This window comes from Methylobacterium sp. 13MFTsu3.1M2 (assembly GCF_900112625.1).
Lineage (GTDB): Bacteria > Pseudomonadota > Alphaproteobacteria > Rhizobiales > Beijerinckiaceae > Methylobacterium.
Window position 1 is genome coordinate 1 of record NZ_FOMM01000042.1, and the last position, 18062, is coordinate 18062.

20 protein-coding genes are annotated in these 18062 nt (G+C 71.6%); 7 read left to right on the plus strand and 13 right to left on the minus strand.

All coding sequences use genetic code 11. The features are described 5' to 3' along the window. Positions 1 to 247: 247 nt before the first annotated feature. Positions 248 to 769, minus strand: a complete 522-nt coding sequence (locus tag BM314_RS28240; protein ID WP_091981820.1) for a DUF2244 domain-containing protein — start codon at positions 767 to 769, stop codon at positions 248 to 250. Between the two features lie 239 nt (positions 770 to 1008). On the opposite strand from BM314_RS28240, the gene nth reads away from it, so the two are divergent. Next, complete coding sequence (gene nth / locus BM314_RS28245) at positions 1009 to 1689, plus strand: endonuclease III (protein WP_091981847.1); 681 nt, start codon at positions 1009 to 1011, stop codon at positions 1687 to 1689. Between the two features lie 252 nt (positions 1690 to 1941). After that, positions 1942 to 2736: a phosphoribosylaminoimidazolesuccinocarboxamide synthase gene (gene purC, locus BM314_RS28250; protein ID WP_010684691.1), complete on the plus strand. Its 795-nt coding sequence runs from the start codon at positions 1942 to 1944 to the stop codon at positions 2734 to 2736. 6 nt (positions 2737 to 2742) lie between these two features. On the opposite strand, the gene BM314_RS28255 is transcribed toward purC, so the two are convergent. From BM314_RS28255 to BM314_RS28270, 4 genes are read right to left on the minus strand one after another with little or no spacing between them, the layout of a single operon-like run. Then, on the minus strand, positions 2743 to 4377 hold the full coding sequence (locus BM314_RS28255) for a glycosyltransferase (RefSeq protein WP_091981822.1): 1635 nt from the start codon (positions 4375 to 4377) through the stop codon (positions 2743 to 2745). Continuing rightward, complete coding sequence (locus BM314_RS28260; RefSeq protein WP_244540076.1) at positions 4374 to 6497, minus strand: glycosyltransferase family 2 protein; 2124 nt, start codon at positions 6495 to 6497, stop codon at positions 4374 to 4376. Before BM314_RS28260 ends, BM314_RS28255 begins: the two co-directional genes overlap by 4 nt. Continuing rightward, on the minus strand, positions 6409 to 7086 hold the full coding sequence (locus BM314_RS28265; RefSeq protein ID WP_244527097.1) for a hypothetical protein: 678 nt from the start codon (positions 7084 to 7086) through the stop codon (positions 6409 to 6411). The genes BM314_RS28260 and BM314_RS28265 overlap by 89 nt, the downstream gene beginning before the upstream one ends. 23 nt (positions 7087 to 7109) lie before the next feature. Continuing rightward, the gene (locus BM314_RS28270) at positions 7110 to 7598 is read right to left on the minus strand and encodes an invasion associated locus B family protein (RefSeq protein ID WP_210383334.1); all 489 of its coding nucleotides are present in this window, start codon (positions 7596 to 7598) and stop codon (positions 7110 to 7112) included. Between the two features lie 231 nt (positions 7599 to 7829). On the opposite strand from BM314_RS28270, the gene BM314_RS28275 reads away from it, so the two are divergent. After that, positions 7830 to 8204, plus strand: a complete 375-nt coding sequence (locus BM314_RS28275) for a hypothetical protein (protein WP_020092489.1) — start codon at positions 7830 to 7832, stop codon at positions 8202 to 8204. Between the two features lie 29 nt (positions 8205 to 8233). On the opposite strand, the gene BM314_RS28280 is transcribed toward BM314_RS28275, so the two are convergent. The 3 genes from BM314_RS28280 to BM314_RS28290 form a co-directional block, all read right to left on the minus strand. Further along, positions 8234 to 8968 (minus strand): M48 family metallopeptidase, encoded by a 735-nt coding sequence (locus BM314_RS28280; protein WP_091981825.1) that lies wholly within the window; start codon positions 8966 to 8968, stop codon positions 8234 to 8236. Between the two features lie 66 nt (positions 8969 to 9034). Beyond that, positions 9035 to 9586 carry an A24 family peptidase gene (locus BM314_RS28285; RefSeq protein WP_042669679.1) on the minus strand — a complete coding sequence of 184 codons (552 nt, stop codon included), beginning with the start codon at positions 9584 to 9586 and terminating at the stop codon, positions 9035 to 9037. Between the two features lie 207 nt (positions 9587 to 9793). Further along, positions 9794 to 9958 (minus strand): Flp family type IVb pilin, encoded by a 165-nt coding sequence (locus BM314_RS28290; protein ID WP_012320434.1) that lies wholly within the window; start codon positions 9956 to 9958, stop codon positions 9794 to 9796. 298 nt (positions 9959 to 10256) lie between these two features. Between BM314_RS28290 and BM314_RS28295 the strand changes: the two genes are divergently transcribed. Then, entirely contained in the window at positions 10257 to 10751 is a 495-nt protein-coding gene (locus tag BM314_RS28295) for a pilus assembly protein N-terminal domain-containing protein (RefSeq protein ID WP_020092492.1), read from the plus strand. Between the two features lie 113 nt (positions 10752 to 10864). After that, positions 10865 to 11512 (plus strand): RraA family protein, encoded by a 648-nt coding sequence (locus tag BM314_RS28300; protein WP_020092493.1) that lies wholly within the window; start codon positions 10865 to 10867, stop codon positions 11510 to 11512. Here the strand turns inward: BM314_RS28300 and BM314_RS28305 are convergent. Next, a complete protein-coding gene (locus tag BM314_RS28305; RefSeq protein ID WP_091981826.1) occupies positions 11488 to 12402 on the minus strand; it encodes a LysR family transcriptional regulator in 915 nt (304 codons plus the stop codon). The two genes, BM314_RS28300 and BM314_RS28305, sit on opposite strands and share 25 nt — an antisense overlap. Positions 12403 to 12521: 119 nt before the next feature. On the opposite strand from BM314_RS28305, the gene BM314_RS28310 reads away from it, so the two are divergent. Then, positions 12522 to 13685: a mandelate racemase/muconate lactonizing enzyme family protein gene (locus BM314_RS28310; RefSeq protein ID WP_091981829.1), complete on the plus strand. Its 1164-nt coding sequence runs from the start codon at positions 12522 to 12524 to the stop codon at positions 13683 to 13685. A gap of 53 nt (positions 13686 to 13738) precedes the next feature. Further along, on the plus strand, positions 13739 to 14413 hold the full coding sequence (locus tag BM314_RS28315; protein ID WP_091981832.1) for a metallophosphoesterase family protein: 675 nt from the start codon (positions 13739 to 13741) through the stop codon (positions 14411 to 14413). Between the two features lie 132 nt (positions 14414 to 14545). On the opposite strand, the gene BM314_RS28320 is transcribed toward BM314_RS28315, so the two are convergent. The 4 genes from BM314_RS28320 to rnpA are packed head-to-tail and all read right to left on the minus strand — an operon-like array spanning position 14546 to position 18050. Continuing rightward, positions 14546 to 14929 (minus strand): DUF423 domain-containing protein, encoded by a 384-nt coding sequence (locus BM314_RS28320; RefSeq protein WP_091981834.1) that lies wholly within the window; start codon positions 14927 to 14929, stop codon positions 14546 to 14548. Then, a complete protein-coding gene (gene yihA / locus BM314_RS28325; RefSeq protein ID WP_056526930.1) occupies positions 14926 to 15579 on the minus strand; it encodes a ribosome biogenesis GTP-binding protein YihA/YsxC in 654 nt (217 codons plus the stop codon). The genes BM314_RS28320 and yihA overlap by 4 nt, the downstream gene beginning before the upstream one ends. A 13-nt stretch (positions 15580 to 15592) precedes the next feature. Beyond that, positions 15593 to 17440: a membrane protein insertase YidC gene (gene yidC / locus BM314_RS28330; protein ID WP_091981837.1), complete on the minus strand. Its 1848-nt coding sequence runs from the start codon at positions 17438 to 17440 to the stop codon at positions 15593 to 15595. Further along, positions 17430 to 18050, minus strand: a complete 621-nt coding sequence (gene rnpA / locus BM314_RS28335; RefSeq protein WP_091981838.1) for a ribonuclease P protein component — start codon at positions 18048 to 18050, stop codon at positions 17430 to 17432. The genes yidC and rnpA overlap by 11 nt, the downstream gene beginning before the upstream one ends. Between the last annotated feature and the right edge of the window lie 12 nt (positions 18051 to 18062).

Here is an 18062-nt window from a genome sequence, read left to right on the forward strand (position 1 = left end):
GAGGCTCATCAGAGGCAAACAGAAGACCGCCCGGCAATCCCGCCGGCCAGCCCGCCCGCTTGTCAGAAGATGGCTCAGCGCCCGGTCCACTTCCGCGGCCGGCGCCGATGAGCCGGGGTATAGAGCCCTCGAATTTGCCCGTCAACAGCCCTGTTCCATCTCCGGGCTGTTTTTTCGCACGGCCCGGGCGATCGCTGCCGCGCCGCCTCCCTGCCCTCTCAGGAGGCCAGAGAGGTCCGAGGTCCGGTTAGTATCCCTTCTTCACCTGCGCGAGCGCCGCGCTGAGCCCCTGGGCTATCCGCGCCCGCTCGTCCGGCCCGGCGTCGCGCGCGACCAGCGCCTGCTGCCGGCGCGAGACCAGGGTCAGGCGCTGGAGGCCGTACTCGTCGTCCTCGACCGTCTCGAGCTTGGTCCAGAGCGGATTGAACCGCCACTCCCGCCGCTCACCGCGGTGGCTGACCCGGGCGAGCAGGATCTCGATCTGCGAGATCATCACCTCCTCGAAGGAGCGCCCGCGCCGGAAGCTCACCTTCAGCGCCGCGTAGATCGCCAGCATGTCGAGGCCGAAGAAGCCGGCCACGGGCCAGAAGCCCATGCGCCACGCCCAGACCGACACGGCGACCGAGACCGCGCAGCACCCGGTCATGACCACCCGGAAGCCGCGACGGCTCAACGACTGGTGCGGCCGGATCGTCGCGGTGAAGACGGGCCGGTCGATCGTGTCCGGATCGAGCCCGTACGGGTGGACGGAAGGATTGCCGCTCGCCATGCGATCCATATAACGCGCCGATGCCCGCCAGAAAGACTCCCCCGCCCGTGACGGATCGCGCCGGTCGCGGCGCCGCGGGACCGGCCGAGACCGCGTCCGAGACGGTATCCGGGACAGCCCCGACGCGGCGGGGCAAGGGCGGCTCCGGGAGCAAGCCCGAGGGGGCGTCCAAGAAGGCGTCCGGGCGGGCGTCCAAAGGAGCATCCGAGAGCGCCGTCTCCGCGCGGCTCGGGGGTCCGATCGAGCCGGCCGTCACCGCGCAGGTGGATACGGCTCCCGAGGCCGTCGACGCGGCGGCCCTCGCCGAGATCTTCCGCCGCTTCCAGGCGGCGGAGCCGGAGCCCAAGGGCGAGCTCCACTACGTCAATCCGTTCACGCTCCTCGTCGCCGTGGTGCTGTCGGCCCAGGCGACCGACCGCGGCGTCAACCTCGCCACCGGCCCGCTCTTCGCGGTCGCCGACACGCCCGAGAAGATGCTGGCGCTCGGCGAGGACCGGGTCCGCGACTTCGTGCGCACGATCGGGCTGTTCAACACCAAGGCGAAGAACGTGGTCGCCCTCTCGCGCATCCTCGTGGAAACGCACGGCGGCGCGGTCCCGCCGAGCCTGGAGGCCCTGCAGGTCCTGCCCGGGGTCGGTGCGAAGACCGCGAGCGTGGTGCTCAACATCGCCTTCGGGGTTCCGCGGATCGCCGTCGACACCCACATCTTCAGGGTCTCGAACCGGATCCCGCTCTTCGTCGGCGCGACGACCGACAAGGTCCAGGCCGGGCTCGAGGCGATCGTGCCGGATGCCTACCGACTCCACGCCCATCACTGGCTGATTCTCCACGGACGCTACACCTGCAAGGCGCGCAAGCCCGAATGCCCGCGCTGCCTCATCGCCGACCTCTGCCGCTACCCGTCCAAGACGATCGATTGACGATCGATTGACGACCGCACGACGACCGCGAGACGCGCGCGCGACGGGTCGCGGAGGTCGTCCCCGGCACGTCCCGACCGGCCTCCGCAATCCCGCCCTGCGGGCTAACGCGTTGTGCTGGAAGCCCGCTTCCGCTAGTTTGGCGGCCGGTCGCCGGGGCCCTCGGGCAGAGGCCGTCCGGCGGCCCGACCTCGCGTCCGGTCGCCGCGCCGCGGATTCCTCCCCATCGTCGCGCATCAGGAGCCTCGGCCCATGGACTTCCTCAAACCACGGTACACGCCTATGAATCGCCGCCGTCGCATCTACGAGGGCAAGGCGAAGGTCCTCTACGAGGGGCCGGAGCCCGGCACGCTCATCCAGCACTTCAAGGATGACGCGACGGCCTTCAACGCGAAGAAGCACGAGGTCATCGACGGCAAGGGCGTGCTGAACAACCGGATCTCGGAGTTCGTCTTCCAGCACCTCAACGACATCGGCGTGCCGACGCACTTCATCCGCCGGTTGAACATGCGCGAGCAGCTGATCCGCGAAGTCGAGATCATCCCCCTCGAGGTCGTGGTGCGCAACGTGGCGGCCGGCTCGCTCGCCACGCGCCTCGGCCTGGAGGAAGGCACGCAGCTGCCGCGCTCGATCATCGAGTTCTACTACAAGAACGACGCGCTGAACGATCCGATGGTCTCCGAGGAGCACATCACCGCCTTCGGCTGGGCGACGCCCCAGGAGATCGACGACATCATGGCGCTGGCGATCCGCGTCAACGATTTCCTGTCGGGTCTCTTCCTCGGCGTCGGCATCCGGCTCGTCGATTTCAAGATGGAGACCGGTCGACTCTGGGAAGGCGACATGATGCGCATCGTCGTCGCCGACGAGATCTCCCCGGATTCCTGCCGGCTCTGGGACATCAAGTCCTCCGACAAGCTCGACAAGGACCGGTTCCGGAAGGATCTGGGCGGCCTGATCGAGGCCTATACCGAGGTCGCCAAGCGGCTCGGCATCATGTCGGAGAACGAGAAGGTCCAGGGCGGCGGCCCGCGCCTCGTGCAGTAGGCCCGGTCAGGCGCCCGGCCGGCGCAGGGGCGCCGGTCCGGCCTCGGGAAACCCCGCGCGCAGCCGCGCGTGGGTCGAGAGTTCCGGGTCGAAGCCCGGGTGATAATGGGGGTCCTGCACCAGCAGCGACCCCCATCGCGTTCTCAGCGCCGCGATCTCGCGCGCGTGGCGGGCCCGGGCCTCTCGGGTCCAGCGGCGGCTCGCCGCCTCGCGGTGATGAAGGACCGCCCCGGGGACCAGGAGCGTGCGGTAGCCGGCCGCGTTCAGGCGCAGGCAGAGATCGACGTCGTTGAAGTCGACCGCGAAGACCGCCTCGTCGAACCCGCCGACCGCGCGGAACTTCGCCGCCTCGACGGCCAGGCACGCCGCGGTCACCGCCGATACCGTGTGGGTGACGCGCAGGGCCCCGAGGTAGCCGGGGGCATCCCCGGGAAAGTGCCGGTGCCCGTGGGTGACGAGGCCGCCGGTGCCGAGCACGATGCCGCCGTGCTGGATCCGGCCCTCGCCGTCGAGGAGCTTGGCACCGACCGCCCCCACGTCGGGACGGAGGGCCTCCCGGGCCATGCGGGACAGCCAGTCGGGCCGGAAGGCCTCGACGTCGTTGTTGACGAAGACCAGCAGCCTGCCGCGGGCGCGGGCCGCGGCGGCGTTGTTCATCGCGGCGAAGTTGAACGGCCCGGGCCAGGGCACGACGTGCCCCCTCCCCTCCCCCTCCAGCGCCCGCAGGTAGGCGAGCGTCTCGGGCTCGCGACTGTCGTTGTCGCAGACGATGATCTCGGTCGACGGCCAGTCGGTGCAGCCTCGCAGGCTCTCGAGGCAGGGGCGCAGGAGATCCAGGCGATCGCGGGTCGGCACGATGAGGCTCGCCAGGGGCCGCTCGTCCGGCAGGGGATGCTCGACCTGCACGAGACCGTCGGGCCCGACGGCCACGCCAACGCCCTCCCGCCCTGTCCGGTCGAGGTGATCGCGCACCAGCGCGTGGTGGGGGACGCGCCCGGTTTCGCCGCCCCGCGTCGCGGTCGAGGCGCCGCGCCGGACCGACAGGATCTCCGGCAGGTGGCCGATCGCGCCGGGACCGAAGCGCTCCGCGATGCGGAACGCGGCCTCGGCGGGACTGCCGGGATCGTCGCCGGGCTCGAGGGCGCCGCGTCGGCAGGTCAGCACGGGTCCGAGATAATCGAGGGCCGCGAGCCGGTCGGCGTCGAAGACCGGCGGCAGAAGCGGCAGCACCGCGCCGCCGGGTCTCTCCTGCACCAAGGCGTCGCCGTACAGCGCCTGCAGGTCGGGCTCGCGCGCGAACGCGGCGGCGATCAGGCCGGGCGCACCGGCGACGAGGACCCCGTCGCCGATCACGCGGATCGCGTCTCCCGGACCGGTCGGCGCGGGGGGGAAGCGGTCGAGGATCCCGGGCGGCAGGGCGAGCCGATGGTCGATCCCGACCAGGGCGGCGAGCGCCTGCCGGGCGCGCCGGCGCTTACCCGTCACGCGCGCGCGCAGGATCGCGGCCGCCGCCCGGGGATGCGCGAGGAGCTGGCGCGTCGCGCCCACCAGCGCGCGCCAGGAGCGGCGCGACGGTCCGAGATACGTCGCGGCATCGTGGCCCGACGCGCCGTCCGATGCGCCGTCCGACCGCGGCGTCATTCCAGATCCTCGCCGAACGTCGTGACCGACAGGGCGGGGTGGTAGAACGGATCGTGCCGGATCACGGCCCGCCAGCGCTCGGAGAAACGGGCGGCCTCCTGCTCGAAGCGGGCGCGCTTGGCCCCGACGGACGGACCGCGGCTGACGGATTCGAGATGGGCCAGCGTCGCGGCCGGCGTCCAGACCGTCTTCCAGCCGGCGGCGCCGAGGCGGAGGCAGAAATCGACGTCGTTGAAGTCGACCGGGAATGCCTCGGCGTCGAAGCCGCCCACCGCCAGATACTTCTCCCGCGCGACGGCGAGGCAGGCGGCCGTCACCGCCGAGACCTCGTGCGCCACCCGCAGCTGGCCGAGATGGCCGGGCGTATCACCGGGCCGGCGGCGCAGGATGTGGCCGGCCCGGCCGCCGAGGCCGACGACGACGCCGGCATGCTGCAGCGTGCCGTCGCCGTAGAGAAGCTTCGCCCCGACGGCGCCGACCTCCGGCCGGCACGCCTGCCGGACCATGGCCTCGAGCCAGCTCGGCTCCAGCACGGCGACGTCGTTGTTCAGCAGGACGACGATCGTCCCGGACGCCGCGGCGACGCCGGCGTTGACCATCGCGGCGAAGTTGAAGGGCTGCGGGTCCATGAGGATCCGGACGCGCGGATCGCCGCGCAGGGTCGCGTAGTGGTCGAGCACCGCTGGATCGGTGGAGCCGTTGTCGACGATGATCAGCTCGATCGCCGCGTAGGCTGTCTCGTGGAGCACCCCGCAGCAGACGCGGGTGATCAGGTCGAGGCGGTCGCGCGACGGGATGACGACGCTCACCAGCGGCACCGGATCCGGCAGGGGCCACGCGAGGCGAACGGCACCGTCGTGGATCCCGGCGCGGAACAGCGGCTGTCCGGACCGGTGCGCGTCCAGGGCCGCGGCCCGGGCCGACGGGTCGAGACCGTCTCCGGCGGTGCGGGCGAGGATCCGCGGGACATGCGCCACCCGCGCGGCGGTGCTCATCGCCGCGATCGCGATGGCCGGCGCGAGCGCGGCCATCGGGCCGACCGGGCGCGCCATGGCCGCGGCCAGCCACGCCCGCGACAGGAGCAGGGGAAACCCGGGATAGCCGGTCGCCAGGGCGAGGTCCGGGCTCCAGTCCGGCTTCAATTGCGGGCGACCGTCGGGGCCGACCGCGTCGCCGTAGGCGATGTCCGCTCCCGACAGGGCCTGGGCCAGCAGCGCCAGGGCCTCCGGCTCCGGGACGTCGCCGGGGCGCAGCAGGCACAGGGCTTCCGCCTTGCCGGAAAGTTCGTCGAAGCCGGAAGCCGCATCCCAGGTTCGATGCGACAGCGGCCCGTCGACCGATGCGGGCGGCGTCCCCGCCCACGCGACCTGGATCGAGTCGGGGCGGTGCGTCTGCGCGTTCAGCGCGTCGCGCGTGGCCGACAGCGGCGCCGCGTCCTCGGCTCGCGCGAGAACGACGCAGCGGATCCGCAGGGCGGAGGGCGCGACGCGGGCGGGCCGGGTCCGGGCGGCGGCCCAGGCCGGGAACCGGGCCATCGGGGTCACCGCGCAGGCGCCGCGCAGGATGTCGCGGTAGCGCCGTTCCGAGCCGCGGGCGCGCTCGTAGAGGGCGGAGACGCAGCGCCAGGGCCTGCGCAGGAGGCACTGCGCGAGCACCTCGACCTCGCGCCGGGCGCCGACCCGCTCGAGGGCGAAGTCCGCACCGGCAGAGAGACGGATCTCCCGGGTATCGGAGGGGATCAGCCCGAGCCAGTGGGCGAGCCCCTGCGCGGCTCCCGGCAGGAGGAAGTCTTGGACCGTCTCGTCAGGCCCTCGCAGGACGCGGAGGATCGGGCGCCGGGGCGCATTCGTCGGATCGCCGGCATAGCTCAGCACGATCCAGCCGGCGGGATGGTCCGGGAGCACGAGGCGGCGATCGAAGACGGGATCGTCCGTGGATTCCAGCCGGAACCGGGTCTTCCGGCCGAGCCAGAGCCTGTCGCGGCCGGTCCGGGCAATCAGCGGGGTCGGATCGCCGAGGCGCGCCGCGGCGTCACTGGGCAGCGTCGCCTCCGCCGGGTGGCGCCGCGGCGACAGCCGGTTTGCGGCGGCGCGGTTTCGCGGCGGGCTTGCCGCCCGCACCCTTGCCGGTCCCGACACCCACCGCGATGTCGTAATCGGCTGTCATGGCGGCCGGAACCTGCAGCTCGTCGGCCACGACCGTGGCGAAGCCCTGCGCCTCTCCGGGCCCGACGATCACGCTGGCCCGCTCGGTGCGGCTCGAGACGGTCTTGCCGTCGTGGCGGATCTGGAACGTCACCGGCACATCGAACCGGCCCGGCGCGCCCGCCGGCCCGAGCAGGACGTTGATCTCGGCGCCCACCTTGACGGTGATCGAGCCGTCCTGACGCCGCGTGCATTCGCGGGCGAGACGGCCGAGGGAGAACTGGGTGCGCACCGTGTCGCCCGCGAGCGCGCGCGAGGCGGCCCCGCCCTCGGCGACCTCGACCGTCGGGCAATAGGCCGGGTCGAGGGCTTCGGGCTGCGACGGCGGGACCGTCGTGCCGCCGTACTTGAACAGGTTGGAGAAGATGTTGCCCTCCTCGGCCCGGCCCGGGGCCGGGGCGGCGAGCGACGCGGCGAGCACAAAGCCGCCGAGCCGGAGAGCGACGGTCCGGCGCCGGGCCATGTCCGGGGACCGCGTGAGGCTCCTGTTCCGATGTCCGATCATCGCACGGCTCCCGAACCGCACCGTCATTTCAGGCTGTCGAACCCGGCCGCGAAGCCCTTCATCGACAGCGGGATGCCGACGCCTTCCTCGGGCGTCTGGAACACGATGAAGGTGGCCTGCGTGCCGTTCTTGAACTGGCGGATCAGCCCGTCATCCATCACGACCTCGGCCACGCACCCGGTGGTGAGGCAGCGGACGAAGCCGGCGCGGCCGATATCCGTCTGGTCGATCTTCAGGCCGAGTCCGGACGGCAGGAGAACGCCCAGCGGCGCCACCACCCGCAGCAGGTAACCGCGATTGTCGGCGGTCTTGAGGACGATGACCACGAGGGTCAGGTTGGGCCTGTCCTCGGCGGCGAGATACTGGACGAGGGCGCACTGCTCGGCCTTCGCGCCGGCGGGCGTCTCGCAGCGCAGCTGCCAATCGTCGAAGGTCTTGCGCACCATGCCCTGAGCCGCGGCCGGCCCGGCGGGCGCCAGTGCCGCCGCGACGAGGGCGAGGAGAACCGGCAGCGCGGCGCGCCGGAAACGAACGAGCCTCGCGTGAAGCGGCACCACCGATCCCTTCGGAACGCTCCGGCCGAGGACCGGCGGGAGCCGTACAATCGGGCGTGTTCCGACCATGGTCCGCCCCGCGCTGTCAAGCGATGCGGGCGCGGTGTTGCGCGTCGGCGCTACCCGTAACGGTTTCAGCGGCCTAGATTGTGTTCGAACACTCCTCCAGCGCCGGATTTTGACGCCGTGATGCGCCCGCTCACTCTCTCGGCCGCCTGCTTGGTGGCCACCCTCGCGCAGGCGGGAGCCCAGTCCCTGCCGGTCGGAGAGACCACCTACATCGAACGCTCGCTGAACCACTCGGACACGCTGGTGATCGAGCATCCGCCCGTGGCGGCGAACCCGTACGGCCGCCGCAACGGTCAGGCGGCCATCGCCGGCTACTGCAGGGACGGCGGCCTGGTCCGCCGCCGGGACGAGTTCGGCAACCCGGTGATCATCCGCCAGCGGGAGATCTGCGACAGCGTCGCGCCGCGCACCCTCAGCCCCGGGCAGGTCGATCCCCGCCCGAGCTGGCCGGCGGATGCCGTGGCGCGCCAGCGGGTGCTCCGCGTCAAGGGGTGAGGCGGGGCTGAGGCGGGGCTGAGGTCGGCTCAGCCGTAGCGATGCAGGCCGGTGCCGTGGCGCTTGAGCCACGCTTCGGCAGCGTCGGTGTTCGGGCAGAGCGCCTGCACCAGCGCCCAGAAGCGCGGGGAGTGGTTCATCTCGCGCAGATGCGCCATCTCGTGGGCGACCAAGTAGTCGAGCACCATCGGCGGCGCGAGGATCAGGCGCCACGAGAAGTTCAGCTCGCCGCGGGCCGTGCAGGATCCCCAGCGACTGCGGGTATCGCGCAGCGTGACCCGGACCGGCCGCTGCCCGAGCCGCGCCGCGTAGCGCTCGATCGCTTCGGTCAGGTCGCGCTTGGCCTCGCGGGCCAGGAAGTCGCGGACCCGGCGCGCCACGTGGGCGGCGTCGCACGACACCGACAGCACCGCCTCCCCCTCGACGGACTCGATGCGGACGGGACCGCTCCGGGTGCCGCGCTGGCTGATCCGGTGGGGCTCACCGCGGAGCGGCAGGCTGGCTCCGAGCTCGAAGAGCACGCGGGTCGGCACGCGCGCCAGGCGCGCGGCGATCCACTCCGCGTGGCTCGCCGCGAAGCGCTGCGCGGTGTTGATGGCGGTGCGGCTCGGCAGGGTGATCACGGCCTCGCCGGTGGCGGCCGACACGCGGAGCGTGATGCGGCGCGCGGTCGGCCGCCGACGGAGGGCGATGCGGAGGCAGGCCCCCTCGTGCTGGACCTCAAGATGATCGGGATCGGGGCGACGCAGCAGCGCGAGGGGCATGCGCGACTTCTAGCTGGGCCGGGCCCGGGGCTCCAGATCCCGCGTCTCTGAATCGCCGCGGCGGCCTCAGCTGGCGAGGGCCCGGGTCCAGACGTCGGTCTCGGGGAGGACGAGGAGCGCGGCGGCGGCCAGCGCGATCCCGTACGGGATCCCGGTCTTGGCGTCGTGCAGGTGCAGGGCGAACGGCATGCGCGCGATCCGGCCCGGCAGCGGATGCGTCCGCGCGAACAGGATCGCCAGGGTCAGGGCGCCGCCGAACACCGAGGCCACAAGGAGGTAGTCGCCGAGGCCGTCGAAGCCGAGCCACAGGGCGGTGGCGGCCGCGAGCTTCGCGTCGCCGCCGCCGATGACGCCGAAGGCGAACAGCGTGAACGTGACGAGCAGGACGACCGCACCGGCGGCGCAGTGGAAGCCGATCTCGGTCCAGCTCATCGAGCTCGTCAGGGCCAGCAGCGCGAACCCGGCCACGAGGGCGAGGGAGATCCGGTTCGGGATCAGCATGGTGAGCAGGTCGCTGGCGGCCGCGTAGGCCATCAGGAAGGGAAACAGGATCAGGAGACCGAAACCGGCCGGGCCCAGACCCGCCAGTCCCAGACTTGCCGTCGCTGAACCGACCATCTCGGCGCCCATCTCGTCGCAGCCTGTCGCGTCACACAATACGGTCCGCCCCGGCGGACTGCCGGCCGGTCCGGACCTCGGATGTGCCGGGCGGCGAGCGCCGCCGCGAACAACGGCGATCCCGGCAGGCCGGGAACCCCCGCCTCTCTCCGGGTTGCGAGGAGAGGCGGGATGTCTCGAACCTGCCGCAGATCGGACGGGTCTCGATCAGTTCAGGTTGCCGGAGATCTGGCTGAACTTGCTGGTCAGGCTGGTGCCGACCGTCTTCAGGGCGGTGATGATGGCCACGGCGATGAGGGCCGCGATCATGCCGTACTCGATCGCGGTGGCGCCGGACTCGTCCGAAGCAAAACGCGTGAACAGGGTCTTCATAGAGGGTGATCCTTCGATCAACACAGAGCGAGATAAAACTTGCGCGATGCCCGATGAAGAATTTTCAGGTCTCGATCGGCGGCCTGCACAGACTGCCGATTACGCCTTGAAAATCGGTTAAATCGATCCCGCACCGACCTAAAAGGCTGTCTCGCTGCGAGTTTGGTGAAGGTTGGGTTTCACCGATACGGCACAGTGCCGCGACTTGGTCTTGCTTAGCGCTTCCTTCACGGGTTCCGCGCTAGCCTCGGGCCTCGGGTAGGCTCTCTTCGACCGCCCGCCGTCTTGAGGAACCCCGATGCGTCGCACCCTGTCGATCGCGGGCCGCGCCGGCCTCGTCGTCCTGCTGACGGGCGCCGCGGCCGCGGCCGGCCAGCCCGATCTGCTGCCCGTCGTGACCGTTCTCGTCGACAACGCCAAGGTGCTCCGCCTGCCGGAGAAGACGTCGACCGTCATCGTCGGGAACCCGATCATCGCCGAGGTGACGCCGCAGAAGAACGGCGTCCTCGTGCTCACCGGCAAGAGCTTCGGCTCCACCAACCTGATCGCCCTCGACAACGGCGGCGCCATGATCGCCGAGACGACCATCCGGGTCGAGGCGTCGCGGGACTCGACGATCACGGTGCAGCGCGGTCTCGATCGGGAATCCCTGTCGTGCACGCCGGGCTGCCAGCCGTCGGTGCAGCTCGGCGACTCGGCCAGCTACTTCGGTGCGACGAGCGGTCAGGCCGATGCCCGTCGCAAGCTCGCGACCGGCGGCGGCGCGGGCACGGTCCCGGCGGCCGATCACTGACCGGGCCGGGGTTCCATCGCGACATCGGCCGCGGCCTGGGGCAGGATCCCCCGGCCCTCGCCGATTCGCCGCGATGCTGCGGGGGCGCTGACGCCAGGGAGACGTCGAGGCCGATGTCCGCCATCACCCGCAATCCGCCGCCGCCCGCCGTCGACCCGGCCGTGCTGGCGGCCTTCCGCGATGTCTCGACGGCCACGATCAGCGACTGCCTAGCGCGGATGCCGGTCCTGGCCGGCCTGCGCCCGTTCCATCGCGGCGGGGCGCTCGTGGGAACGGCCTTCACGGTCCGCGTCCGGAGCGGCGACAACCTGGCCATCCATCAGGCTCTGGAAGAGGTCCGCCCCGGCGACGTGATCGTGGTCGACGGCGCCGGCGACACGAGCCGCGCGCTGGTGGGCGACATCATGAAGGCCATCGCCGAGAGCCGGGGCGTGGCCGGCTTCGTGATCGACGGCGCCGTGCGCGACACGGCGGCGTTCGCGGGCGCGGACTTTCCCTGCTACGCCCGCGACGCGACGCCGCGGGGGCCGTTCAAGACGGGCCCCGGCGCGATCAACGTGCCGGTCTGCGTCGGCGGCTGGACGGTGAGCCCGGGGGACGTGGTGGTCGGCGACGCCGACGGCGTCGTGTCGTTCCCGCCCGGCGACGCGGCCGCCCTGCTCGACGCCGTGCGGGCGCAGGCGGCCCGCGAGGCGGAGGTCCTGGAGCAGATCCGGGCCGGTCGCTACGACGGCCGCTACGCCCGGGTCGCGAAGGCCTGATCGGGCCGGGCGCCCTCGGGCGCGTGCAGGCGCCGCCACAGGGCATCGGCCGCACCGCCTCGGCCCTCGCGCGTCCGGAACAGCCGGATCTCCACCGGAACGTCCAGCTCCTCCGGGCCTGCCCGCACGAGCTGTCCGCGGGCGATCGCCGCCTCCGCGAGCGTCACCGGGAGCCACGCGACACCGTCGCCCCCCTGGGCCATGGTCATCAGCGTCGCCGCCAAGTGCGACGTGAAGGCCGGCTCGTGGCCGGCCGCCACCCCGCTCGCCGCCAGGATCCGGCCGAGCCCCGAGGCCTCGCCGTAGGCGAGGTAGCGGACCGCCCCGGTCAGGGGCCAGAGCGGCGCCCCTTCGGACGTCGGTGCGCAGAGCGGCACGAGGCTGTCCGCGCCGACGCGGACCGACTCGCAGCGGCCATCGTCCAGGGGCGTGGGGAGGTCCGCGCGGTGGTGGCACAGGAGGAGTTGCACCTCGCCGGCCAGCAGGATCGCCTCGCAGGCCGCCATGCTGTCCGAGATCAGGTTGAGGGCGCCCAGCGTCTCGAAGGGTGCGTGCCGGCGGATCCAGCCGGGAAAGAACGTGAACGACAGCGCGTGCGTGGCCGCGATCGCGAGGCTCGCATCCGCGCGCGCGCCCGCGGCCCGCGCCTCGCGGCACGCCCTGTCCAGGCCTCGCATCAACTCCTCGGCGTGCGGGCGGAAGCCCGTTCCGGCGGCGGTCAGGTGCGCCCCTTGCGCGCTCCGCAGGAACAGGGGCGTCCCGAGCCACGCCTCGAGCGCGCGGATCCGTCGGCTGAAGGCCGGCTGCGTCACGTGCCGGACCTCGGCGGCCCGCGAGAAGGTCCGGTGCTCGGCGAGCGCGAGGAAGTCCCGCACCCAGTCCAGATCCATAGCGCCTCTCCGACAGGACGGGGCCGATGCCGCCCGCGCATCGCGCGCTCCGGAAACGGCATTGGCTGACCGGGTGCCGCCGACGCTATGGCACGGGGACGCACCGGGGAGAGTCAGCCATGCGCATCGTCGACGTCCGCGAGGTCACCAAGCCGATCGCATCGCCGATCCGCAACGCCTACATCGACTTCTCGAAGATGACCACGAGCCTCGTCGCGGTGGTCACCGACGTGGTCCGCGACGGCCGGCGGGTCGTCGGCTACGGCTTCAACTCCAACGGCCGCTACGGCCAGGGCGGCCTGATCCGCGAGCGCTTCCGCGACCGGATCCTGGAGGCCGACCGGGACAGCCTCCTCGTCGATGCGGGCGACAACCTCGACCCGCACCGGGTCTGGGCCGCGATGATGCGCAACGAGAAGCCCGGCGGCCACGGCGAGCGCTCGGTGGCGGTGGGTACCCTCGACATGGCGATCTGGGACGCGGCGGCGAAGATCGCCGGGAAGCCGCTGTTCCGGATGCTCGCCGAGCGGAAGGGCGTCGCTGCCGACCCGCGGGTCTTCGTCTACGCGGCCGGCGGCTACTACTATCCCGGCAAGGACGATTCCGCCCTCCGCGCCGAGATGCGCGGCTATCTCGATCGCGGCTACACCGTCGTGAAGATGAAGATCGGCGGCGCACCGCTCGAAGAGGACCGGCGCCGGATCGAGGCCGTGCTCGCCGAGATCGACGGACGGGGCCGTCTCGCGGTGGACGCCAACGGCCGCCTCGATCTCGAGACCGCCATCGCGTACGCCCGGATGCTGCGGCAGTACCCGCTGTTCTGGTACGAGGAGGCGGGCGAGCCGCTCGACTACGCGCTCCAAGCGGCGCTCGCGCCCTACTATCCCGGGCCGATGGCCACCGGCGAGAACCTGTTCTCGCACCAGGACGCGCGCAATCTCCTGCGCTACGGCAACATGCGGCCCGACCGCGACTGGCTGCAGTTCGACTGCGCGCTGTCGTACGGGCTCGTGGAGTACCTGCGCACCCTCGACGTGCTGGTCGAGTTCGGCTGGTCGCCCGCCCGATGCATCCCGCATGGCGGGCACCAGATGTCGCTCAACATCGCGGCCGGGCTGGGCCTCGGCGGCAACGAGAGCTATCCGGACCTGTTCCAGCCCTACGGCGGCTTCCCCGACGGTGTGCGGGTCGAGGATGGCCACATCACCATGCCGGACCTGCCGGGCATCGGCTTCGAGGGCAAGTCGGACCTCATCGCGGAGATGCGCGCCCTCGCGGCGTAGCGCGCCGACCCGGGCGGCCTTGCGGAACGCGCCACCGCGGTGGACGATGGCGCATGGATTCCGGCCCCCTCACCTACGCGATCGGCGACGTCCACGGCTGCGCCGCCCTCCTCGACGCGCTGCTGGAGCGGATTGCCGACCATGCGGGCGACCGACCCCACCGGCTGGTCTTCCTCGGGGACTACATCGACCGCGGTCCGGACAGCGCCGCGGTGCTCCGCACCGTGAGCCGCCTGAACTGGGCCGAGCCCGAGCGCGTCGTCTGCCTGATGGGCAATCACGAGCGGATGCTGCTCGACGCACTCCAGACGGAGAGCGCGGCCGCGCACTGGATGTTCAACGGCGGCGAGGCGACGCTCGATTCGTTCGGCGCGCGGGATCCTGCCGGCCTGCCCCGGGACACCCTCGACTGGATCGAGGCGCTCCCGACGCTGCACGGTGACGGCGCCCACTGGTACGTGCATGCCGGGCTGCGGCCCGGCACAGACGCCCTCGGCTCGGACGCGCATGATCGCCTCTGGATCCGCGAGCCGTTCCTCGAGGGCGACCACGATTTCGGACGGTACGTGGTCCACGGCCACACGCCGCAGCGGAGCGGGCGCCCGGAAGTGCGCCGGTTCCGCACCAACCTCGACACCGCGGCCGTCTACGGCGGCGCGCTGACCGCCGGGATCTTCTCGGACGCGCAGGGGCCGGCCCTGGAGTTCCTGCAGGTGAGAGCATCATAGGGCGCGACGGCGCCGTCTTTGCGAGCGGAGCGAAGCAACCCAGGGCAGCGCCGCATCGCGCGGCCCGGCGCCGCGTGGCCTGCTTCGCTCCGCTCGCGAAGACTCTGGCCGGCGGGCCGCCGGCCGGACCTGTCAGACCCCGCGTCGCGCGGGCACTAGCGCGCAGAGGATCCCGGCGAGCCAGCCGCCCATCAGGGCGAAGCCGCCGGTGGGCGCCGCCATCGGGAAGAGCGCGTGCTGGAGCCACGCGCGCACCGAGAGGTCGCCGCAGAACAGGATCAGGCCGGCGACCAGCAGCCCGGCCGCGACGCGCGCGAGACCGGCCCGGACGAGGCCCGCGGCCCCCAGACCGACCAGCGCCAGGATGGCGGGGGCGTGGAACAGCAGGAACTGCGCCGCCGTCTTCAGCGAGTCCGCCCCGGGGATGTGCGCCGCGGCGGCGCTCAGCGCGACGCCGAGCAGCCCGGCCAGGGCGGCGAGCGCCGCGAGCGCGCGGTCGATACCCGCGAGTCTCACGCGCCGCGCTCCGCCAAGAGCTTGGCGATGGCCGCGCGCAGATCCGGTACGCCGGAATCGTCCCGGCTCGAGGTGAGGATCACCTGCGGGTAGGCGGCCGGCCGCTTGGCGAGCCCCGCCTCGATCCCGGCGATGCGGCTCGCGACCTCGCCCTTCTTGAGGGAATCGCCTTTGGTCAGCACGACCTGATAGCTCACCGCGGCCTTGTCGAGGCCGTCGAGGACGTCGGTGTCGATCGACTTGAAGCCGTGCCGGGCGTCGATCAGCATGAACACCCGGGCGAGGTTGGCGCGGCCCTTGAGGTAGGCGTGGATCAGCCGGGTCCACGCCTCGACCTTCGCCTTCTCGACGGCGGCGTAGCCGTAACCGGGCATGTCGACCAGCGACAGCCGCTCTCCGATCCGGAAGAAGTTGAGCTGCTGCGTCCGCCCCGGCGTGTGCGAGGTCCGCGCCAGAGTGTTGCGGCCGGTGAGCGCGTTGATCAGGCTCGACTTGCCGACATTCGAGCGCCCCGCGAAGGCGATCTCGACGCCCTCCATGGGCGGCAGCCGGTCGAGGATCTGGGCGGCCGCGTAGAAGTCGGCCGGGCCGGCGAAGAGAAGGCGGCCGGCCTCGAGGAGGTCGGCCGCGTCGTCGTTGGTCTCGCTCACGGCGTCGCGCCCGTCAGCTCTTGGTGGCGGCCGCCTTGGTGCCGCCGCGCTTGAACGTGGTGCGGAGATTGTCCCACAGTTCCACCTTCACGCCGTTACGGCGCATGATGACGTATTGCTGGATCACCGAGAGGGTGTTGTTCCAGGCCCAGTAGATCACGAGGCCGGCGGGAAACGAGCCCAGCATGAAGGTGAACACGATCGGCATGAAGGTGAAGATCTGCGCCTGGACCGGGTCCGGCGGCGCGGGATTCATCTTCATCTGCACGAACATCGTGATGCCCATGATGATCGGCCAGACGCCCAGGTGCACGAAGTCGGGTGCCGGGAACGGCAGCAGGCCGAACAGGTTCACGATGCTCGTCGGATCCGGCGCCGCGAGGTCGCGGATCCAGCCGAAGAACGGCGCGTGGCGCATCTCGATGGTGATGAACAGGACCTTGTAGAGCGCGAAGAAGACCGGAATCTGGATCAGCACCGGCCAGCAGCCGGCGACCGGATTGATCTTCTCCTTCTTGTACAGCTCCATCGTGGCCTGCTGCTGCTTCATGCGGTCGTCCTTGTACCGCTCGCGGATGGCGGCCATCTCCGGCTGCACGGCCTTCATCTTGGCCATGGAGACGTAGGACCGGTTCGCGATCGGCAGGAACAGCAGCTTCAGGCAGAAGGTCACCACCAGGATCGAGACGCCGAAATTGCCGAACAGGTGGTAGAAGAAGTCCAGCGCCCGGAACATCGGCTTGGTGATGAAGAAGAACCAGCCCCAATCGATCATCAGATCGAAGTGCTTGATGCCGAGGTCCTTCTCGTAGTTGTTGATGACGTTGACTTCCTTGGCGCCGGCGAACAGCCGCTGCGTCGCGGTCGCCGAGGCGCCCGCCGCGAGATTCACGGCGTCGCCGCGCACGCTGGCCTGGTAGACGTTGGTGGCACCGTCGGTCCGGTCGGTGAAGGCGCCGGTATAGGGCGCGTCCTGATCGGGGATCGCGGCCGCCGCCCAGTACTTGTCGGTGATGCCGACGAAGCCGCCGGTCACGCCGCTCCAGGCCTTGCCCTTGGTGTTGGCACCGCCGTAGGCGCCCTCCTTGGCGAGCTTGTCGTAGGTGAATTCCTGCAGGCCGTCGTTGCCGAGATAGCCGATCATGCCCTCGTGCAGGACGTAGTAGCCCTGGGTGTGCGGCTTACCCCAGCGGGAGACGAGGCTGTACGGGTAGAGCGTGATGGCGCCCGAGCCCTTGTTCTCGACCTCGTCGCGGATCGTGAACATGTACTTGTCGTCGACCGCGATGATCCGCTTGAAGACGAGGCCGGCGCCGTTGTCCCAGGTCAGGGTCACGGGCATGCCGGGCGACAGCGTCTTGCCGTCGCTGGTCCAGAGGGTGTCGTTGGTCGGCAGCGGACCGGCATTGGCGCCGACCCAGCCGAACTCGGCGTAGTAGGGCGTCTCGGTCCCGGCCGGCGAGAACAGCACGATCTCGGGGCTCTTGGGGTCGATGGTCTCGTGGTAGTTCCTGAGCGAGACGTCGTCGACGCGGCCGCCCTTCAGGGCGATCGAGCCGGAGAGCGCCGGGGTCTCGATCCGGACGCGCGGCGAGCGGGCCAGCGCCGCCTCGCGGGAGACCGGGCCGCCCTGGGCGGTCGGCAGCGTGCCGGGCGCGGGGGCCGCCGGGCCACCCTCCTTCGGGGACGGCGAGGGCACGCCGTCCGGGGTCACGCCCGGGGGCTGCTGCGCGGCCTTGTTCTGCGCCTCGATCTGGCGCTGCTGCTCCATGCGCGGGCCGGCCACGAAGTACTGCCACCCGAGCAGCACCAGCAGCGACAGGCCGATGGCCACGAACATGTTCGTCTTGTCATTGCCCATCAGGGACACCGCCGCACGCGTTCGGAGTGGCAACAGGAACGTCGCCGGCCCCGGAGGACCTGCGCGCGCCTGTGATTCGGGGATCTCTGTCGCACCCCTGCGACGGGCCGATGTCGGCACCGCCGGGTGGGGCCGCCTGCGCGGAGGCGCGGCCGGCTTCGTGCGGGAGAGAGGACGACTGAGAAGTGGCCGTGTCAGGGGCCGGCTTGGCGCGCCGACCGCCGGATCGGCCGGGCGACCTGTCCCCGCGGGGCGCGGCCGCGCGGGTCACCGTGGGAATCGCGCGGCGCAGATCCTCGGCGAGGGCCTCGAAGGAGGCTTCGAGGGCGGGGCGGCGGGCGATCAGCACAATGTCGGCCGGAAGGCCCGCGAGCTCGCTCGGCAGATCGGACGCGACCAACCCCACGGCAGCGCGGAGTCGGCGGCGGATGCGGTTGCGCTCCGTCGCGTGGCCGACACGCTTCGTGATGGTGAAGCCGAGACGGAGGCCGGGGCAAACGTCCGGGTTCCGAAGACACCCCTGCGCGGTCATACGCTCGGTGTGGAAGCGACGCCCCTCGGCCGCCGCCAGGAAGTCGGGTCGTTTCTTGAGCCGCTCGATCGTCGCCATCGATGGTTCGAT

Excerpts from the sequence above, each read along its gene's own strand:
- BM314_RS28290 (WP_012320434.1), bottom strand. The coding sequence starts at position 9,958 with ATGAAGACCCTGTTCACGCGTTTTGCTTCGGACGAGTCCGGCGCCACC.
- BM314_RS28300 (WP_020092493.1), top strand. The coding sequence starts at position 10,865 with ATGTCCGCCATCACCCGCAATCCGCCGCCGCCCGCCGTCGACCCGGCC.
- BM314_RS28255 (WP_091981822.1), bottom strand. The coding sequence starts at position 4,377 with ATGACGCCGCGGTCGGACGGCGCATCGGACGGCGCGTCGGGCCACGAT.
- BM314_RS28280 (WP_091981825.1), bottom strand. The coding sequence starts at position 8,968 with ATGCCCCTCGCGCTGCTGCGTCGCCCCGATCCCGATCATCTTGAGGTC.
- BM314_RS28315 (WP_091981832.1), top strand. The coding sequence starts at position 13,739 with ATGGATTCCGGCCCCCTCACCTACGCGATCGGCGACGTCCACGGCTGC.
- purC (WP_010684691.1), top strand. The coding sequence starts at position 1,942 with ATGGACTTCCTCAAACCACGGTACACGCCTATGAATCGCCGCCGTCGC.
- rnpA (WP_091981838.1), bottom strand. The coding sequence starts at position 18,050 with ATGGCGACGATCGAGCGGCTCAAGAAACGACCCGACTTCCTGGCGGCG.
- BM314_RS28285 (WP_042669679.1), bottom strand. The coding sequence starts at position 9,586 with ATGGTCGGTTCAGCGACGGCAAGTCTGGGACTGGCGGGTCTGGGCCCG.
- BM314_RS28305 (WP_091981826.1), bottom strand. The coding sequence starts at position 12,402 with ATGGATCTGGACTGGGTGCGGGACTTCCTCGCGCTCGCCGAGCACCGG.
- BM314_RS28275 (WP_020092489.1), top strand. The coding sequence starts at position 7,830 with ATGCGCCCGCTCACTCTCTCGGCCGCCTGCTTGGTGGCCACCCTCGCG.
- BM314_RS28295 (WP_020092492.1), top strand. The coding sequence starts at position 10,257 with ATGCGTCGCACCCTGTCGATCGCGGGCCGCGCCGGCCTCGTCGTCCTG.
- yidC (WP_091981837.1), bottom strand. The coding sequence starts at position 17,440 with ATGGGCAATGACAAGACGAACATGTTCGTGGCCATCGGCCTGTCGCTG.
- BM314_RS28310 (WP_091981829.1), top strand. The coding sequence starts at position 12,522 with ATGCGCATCGTCGACGTCCGCGAGGTCACCAAGCCGATCGCATCGCCG.
- BM314_RS28265 (WP_244527097.1), bottom strand. The coding sequence starts at position 7,086 with ATGATCGGACATCGGAACAGGAGCCTCACGCGGTCCCCGGACATGGCC.
- BM314_RS28240 (WP_091981820.1), bottom strand. The coding sequence starts at position 769 with ATGGCGAGCGGCAATCCTTCCGTCCACCCGTACGGGCTCGATCCGGAC.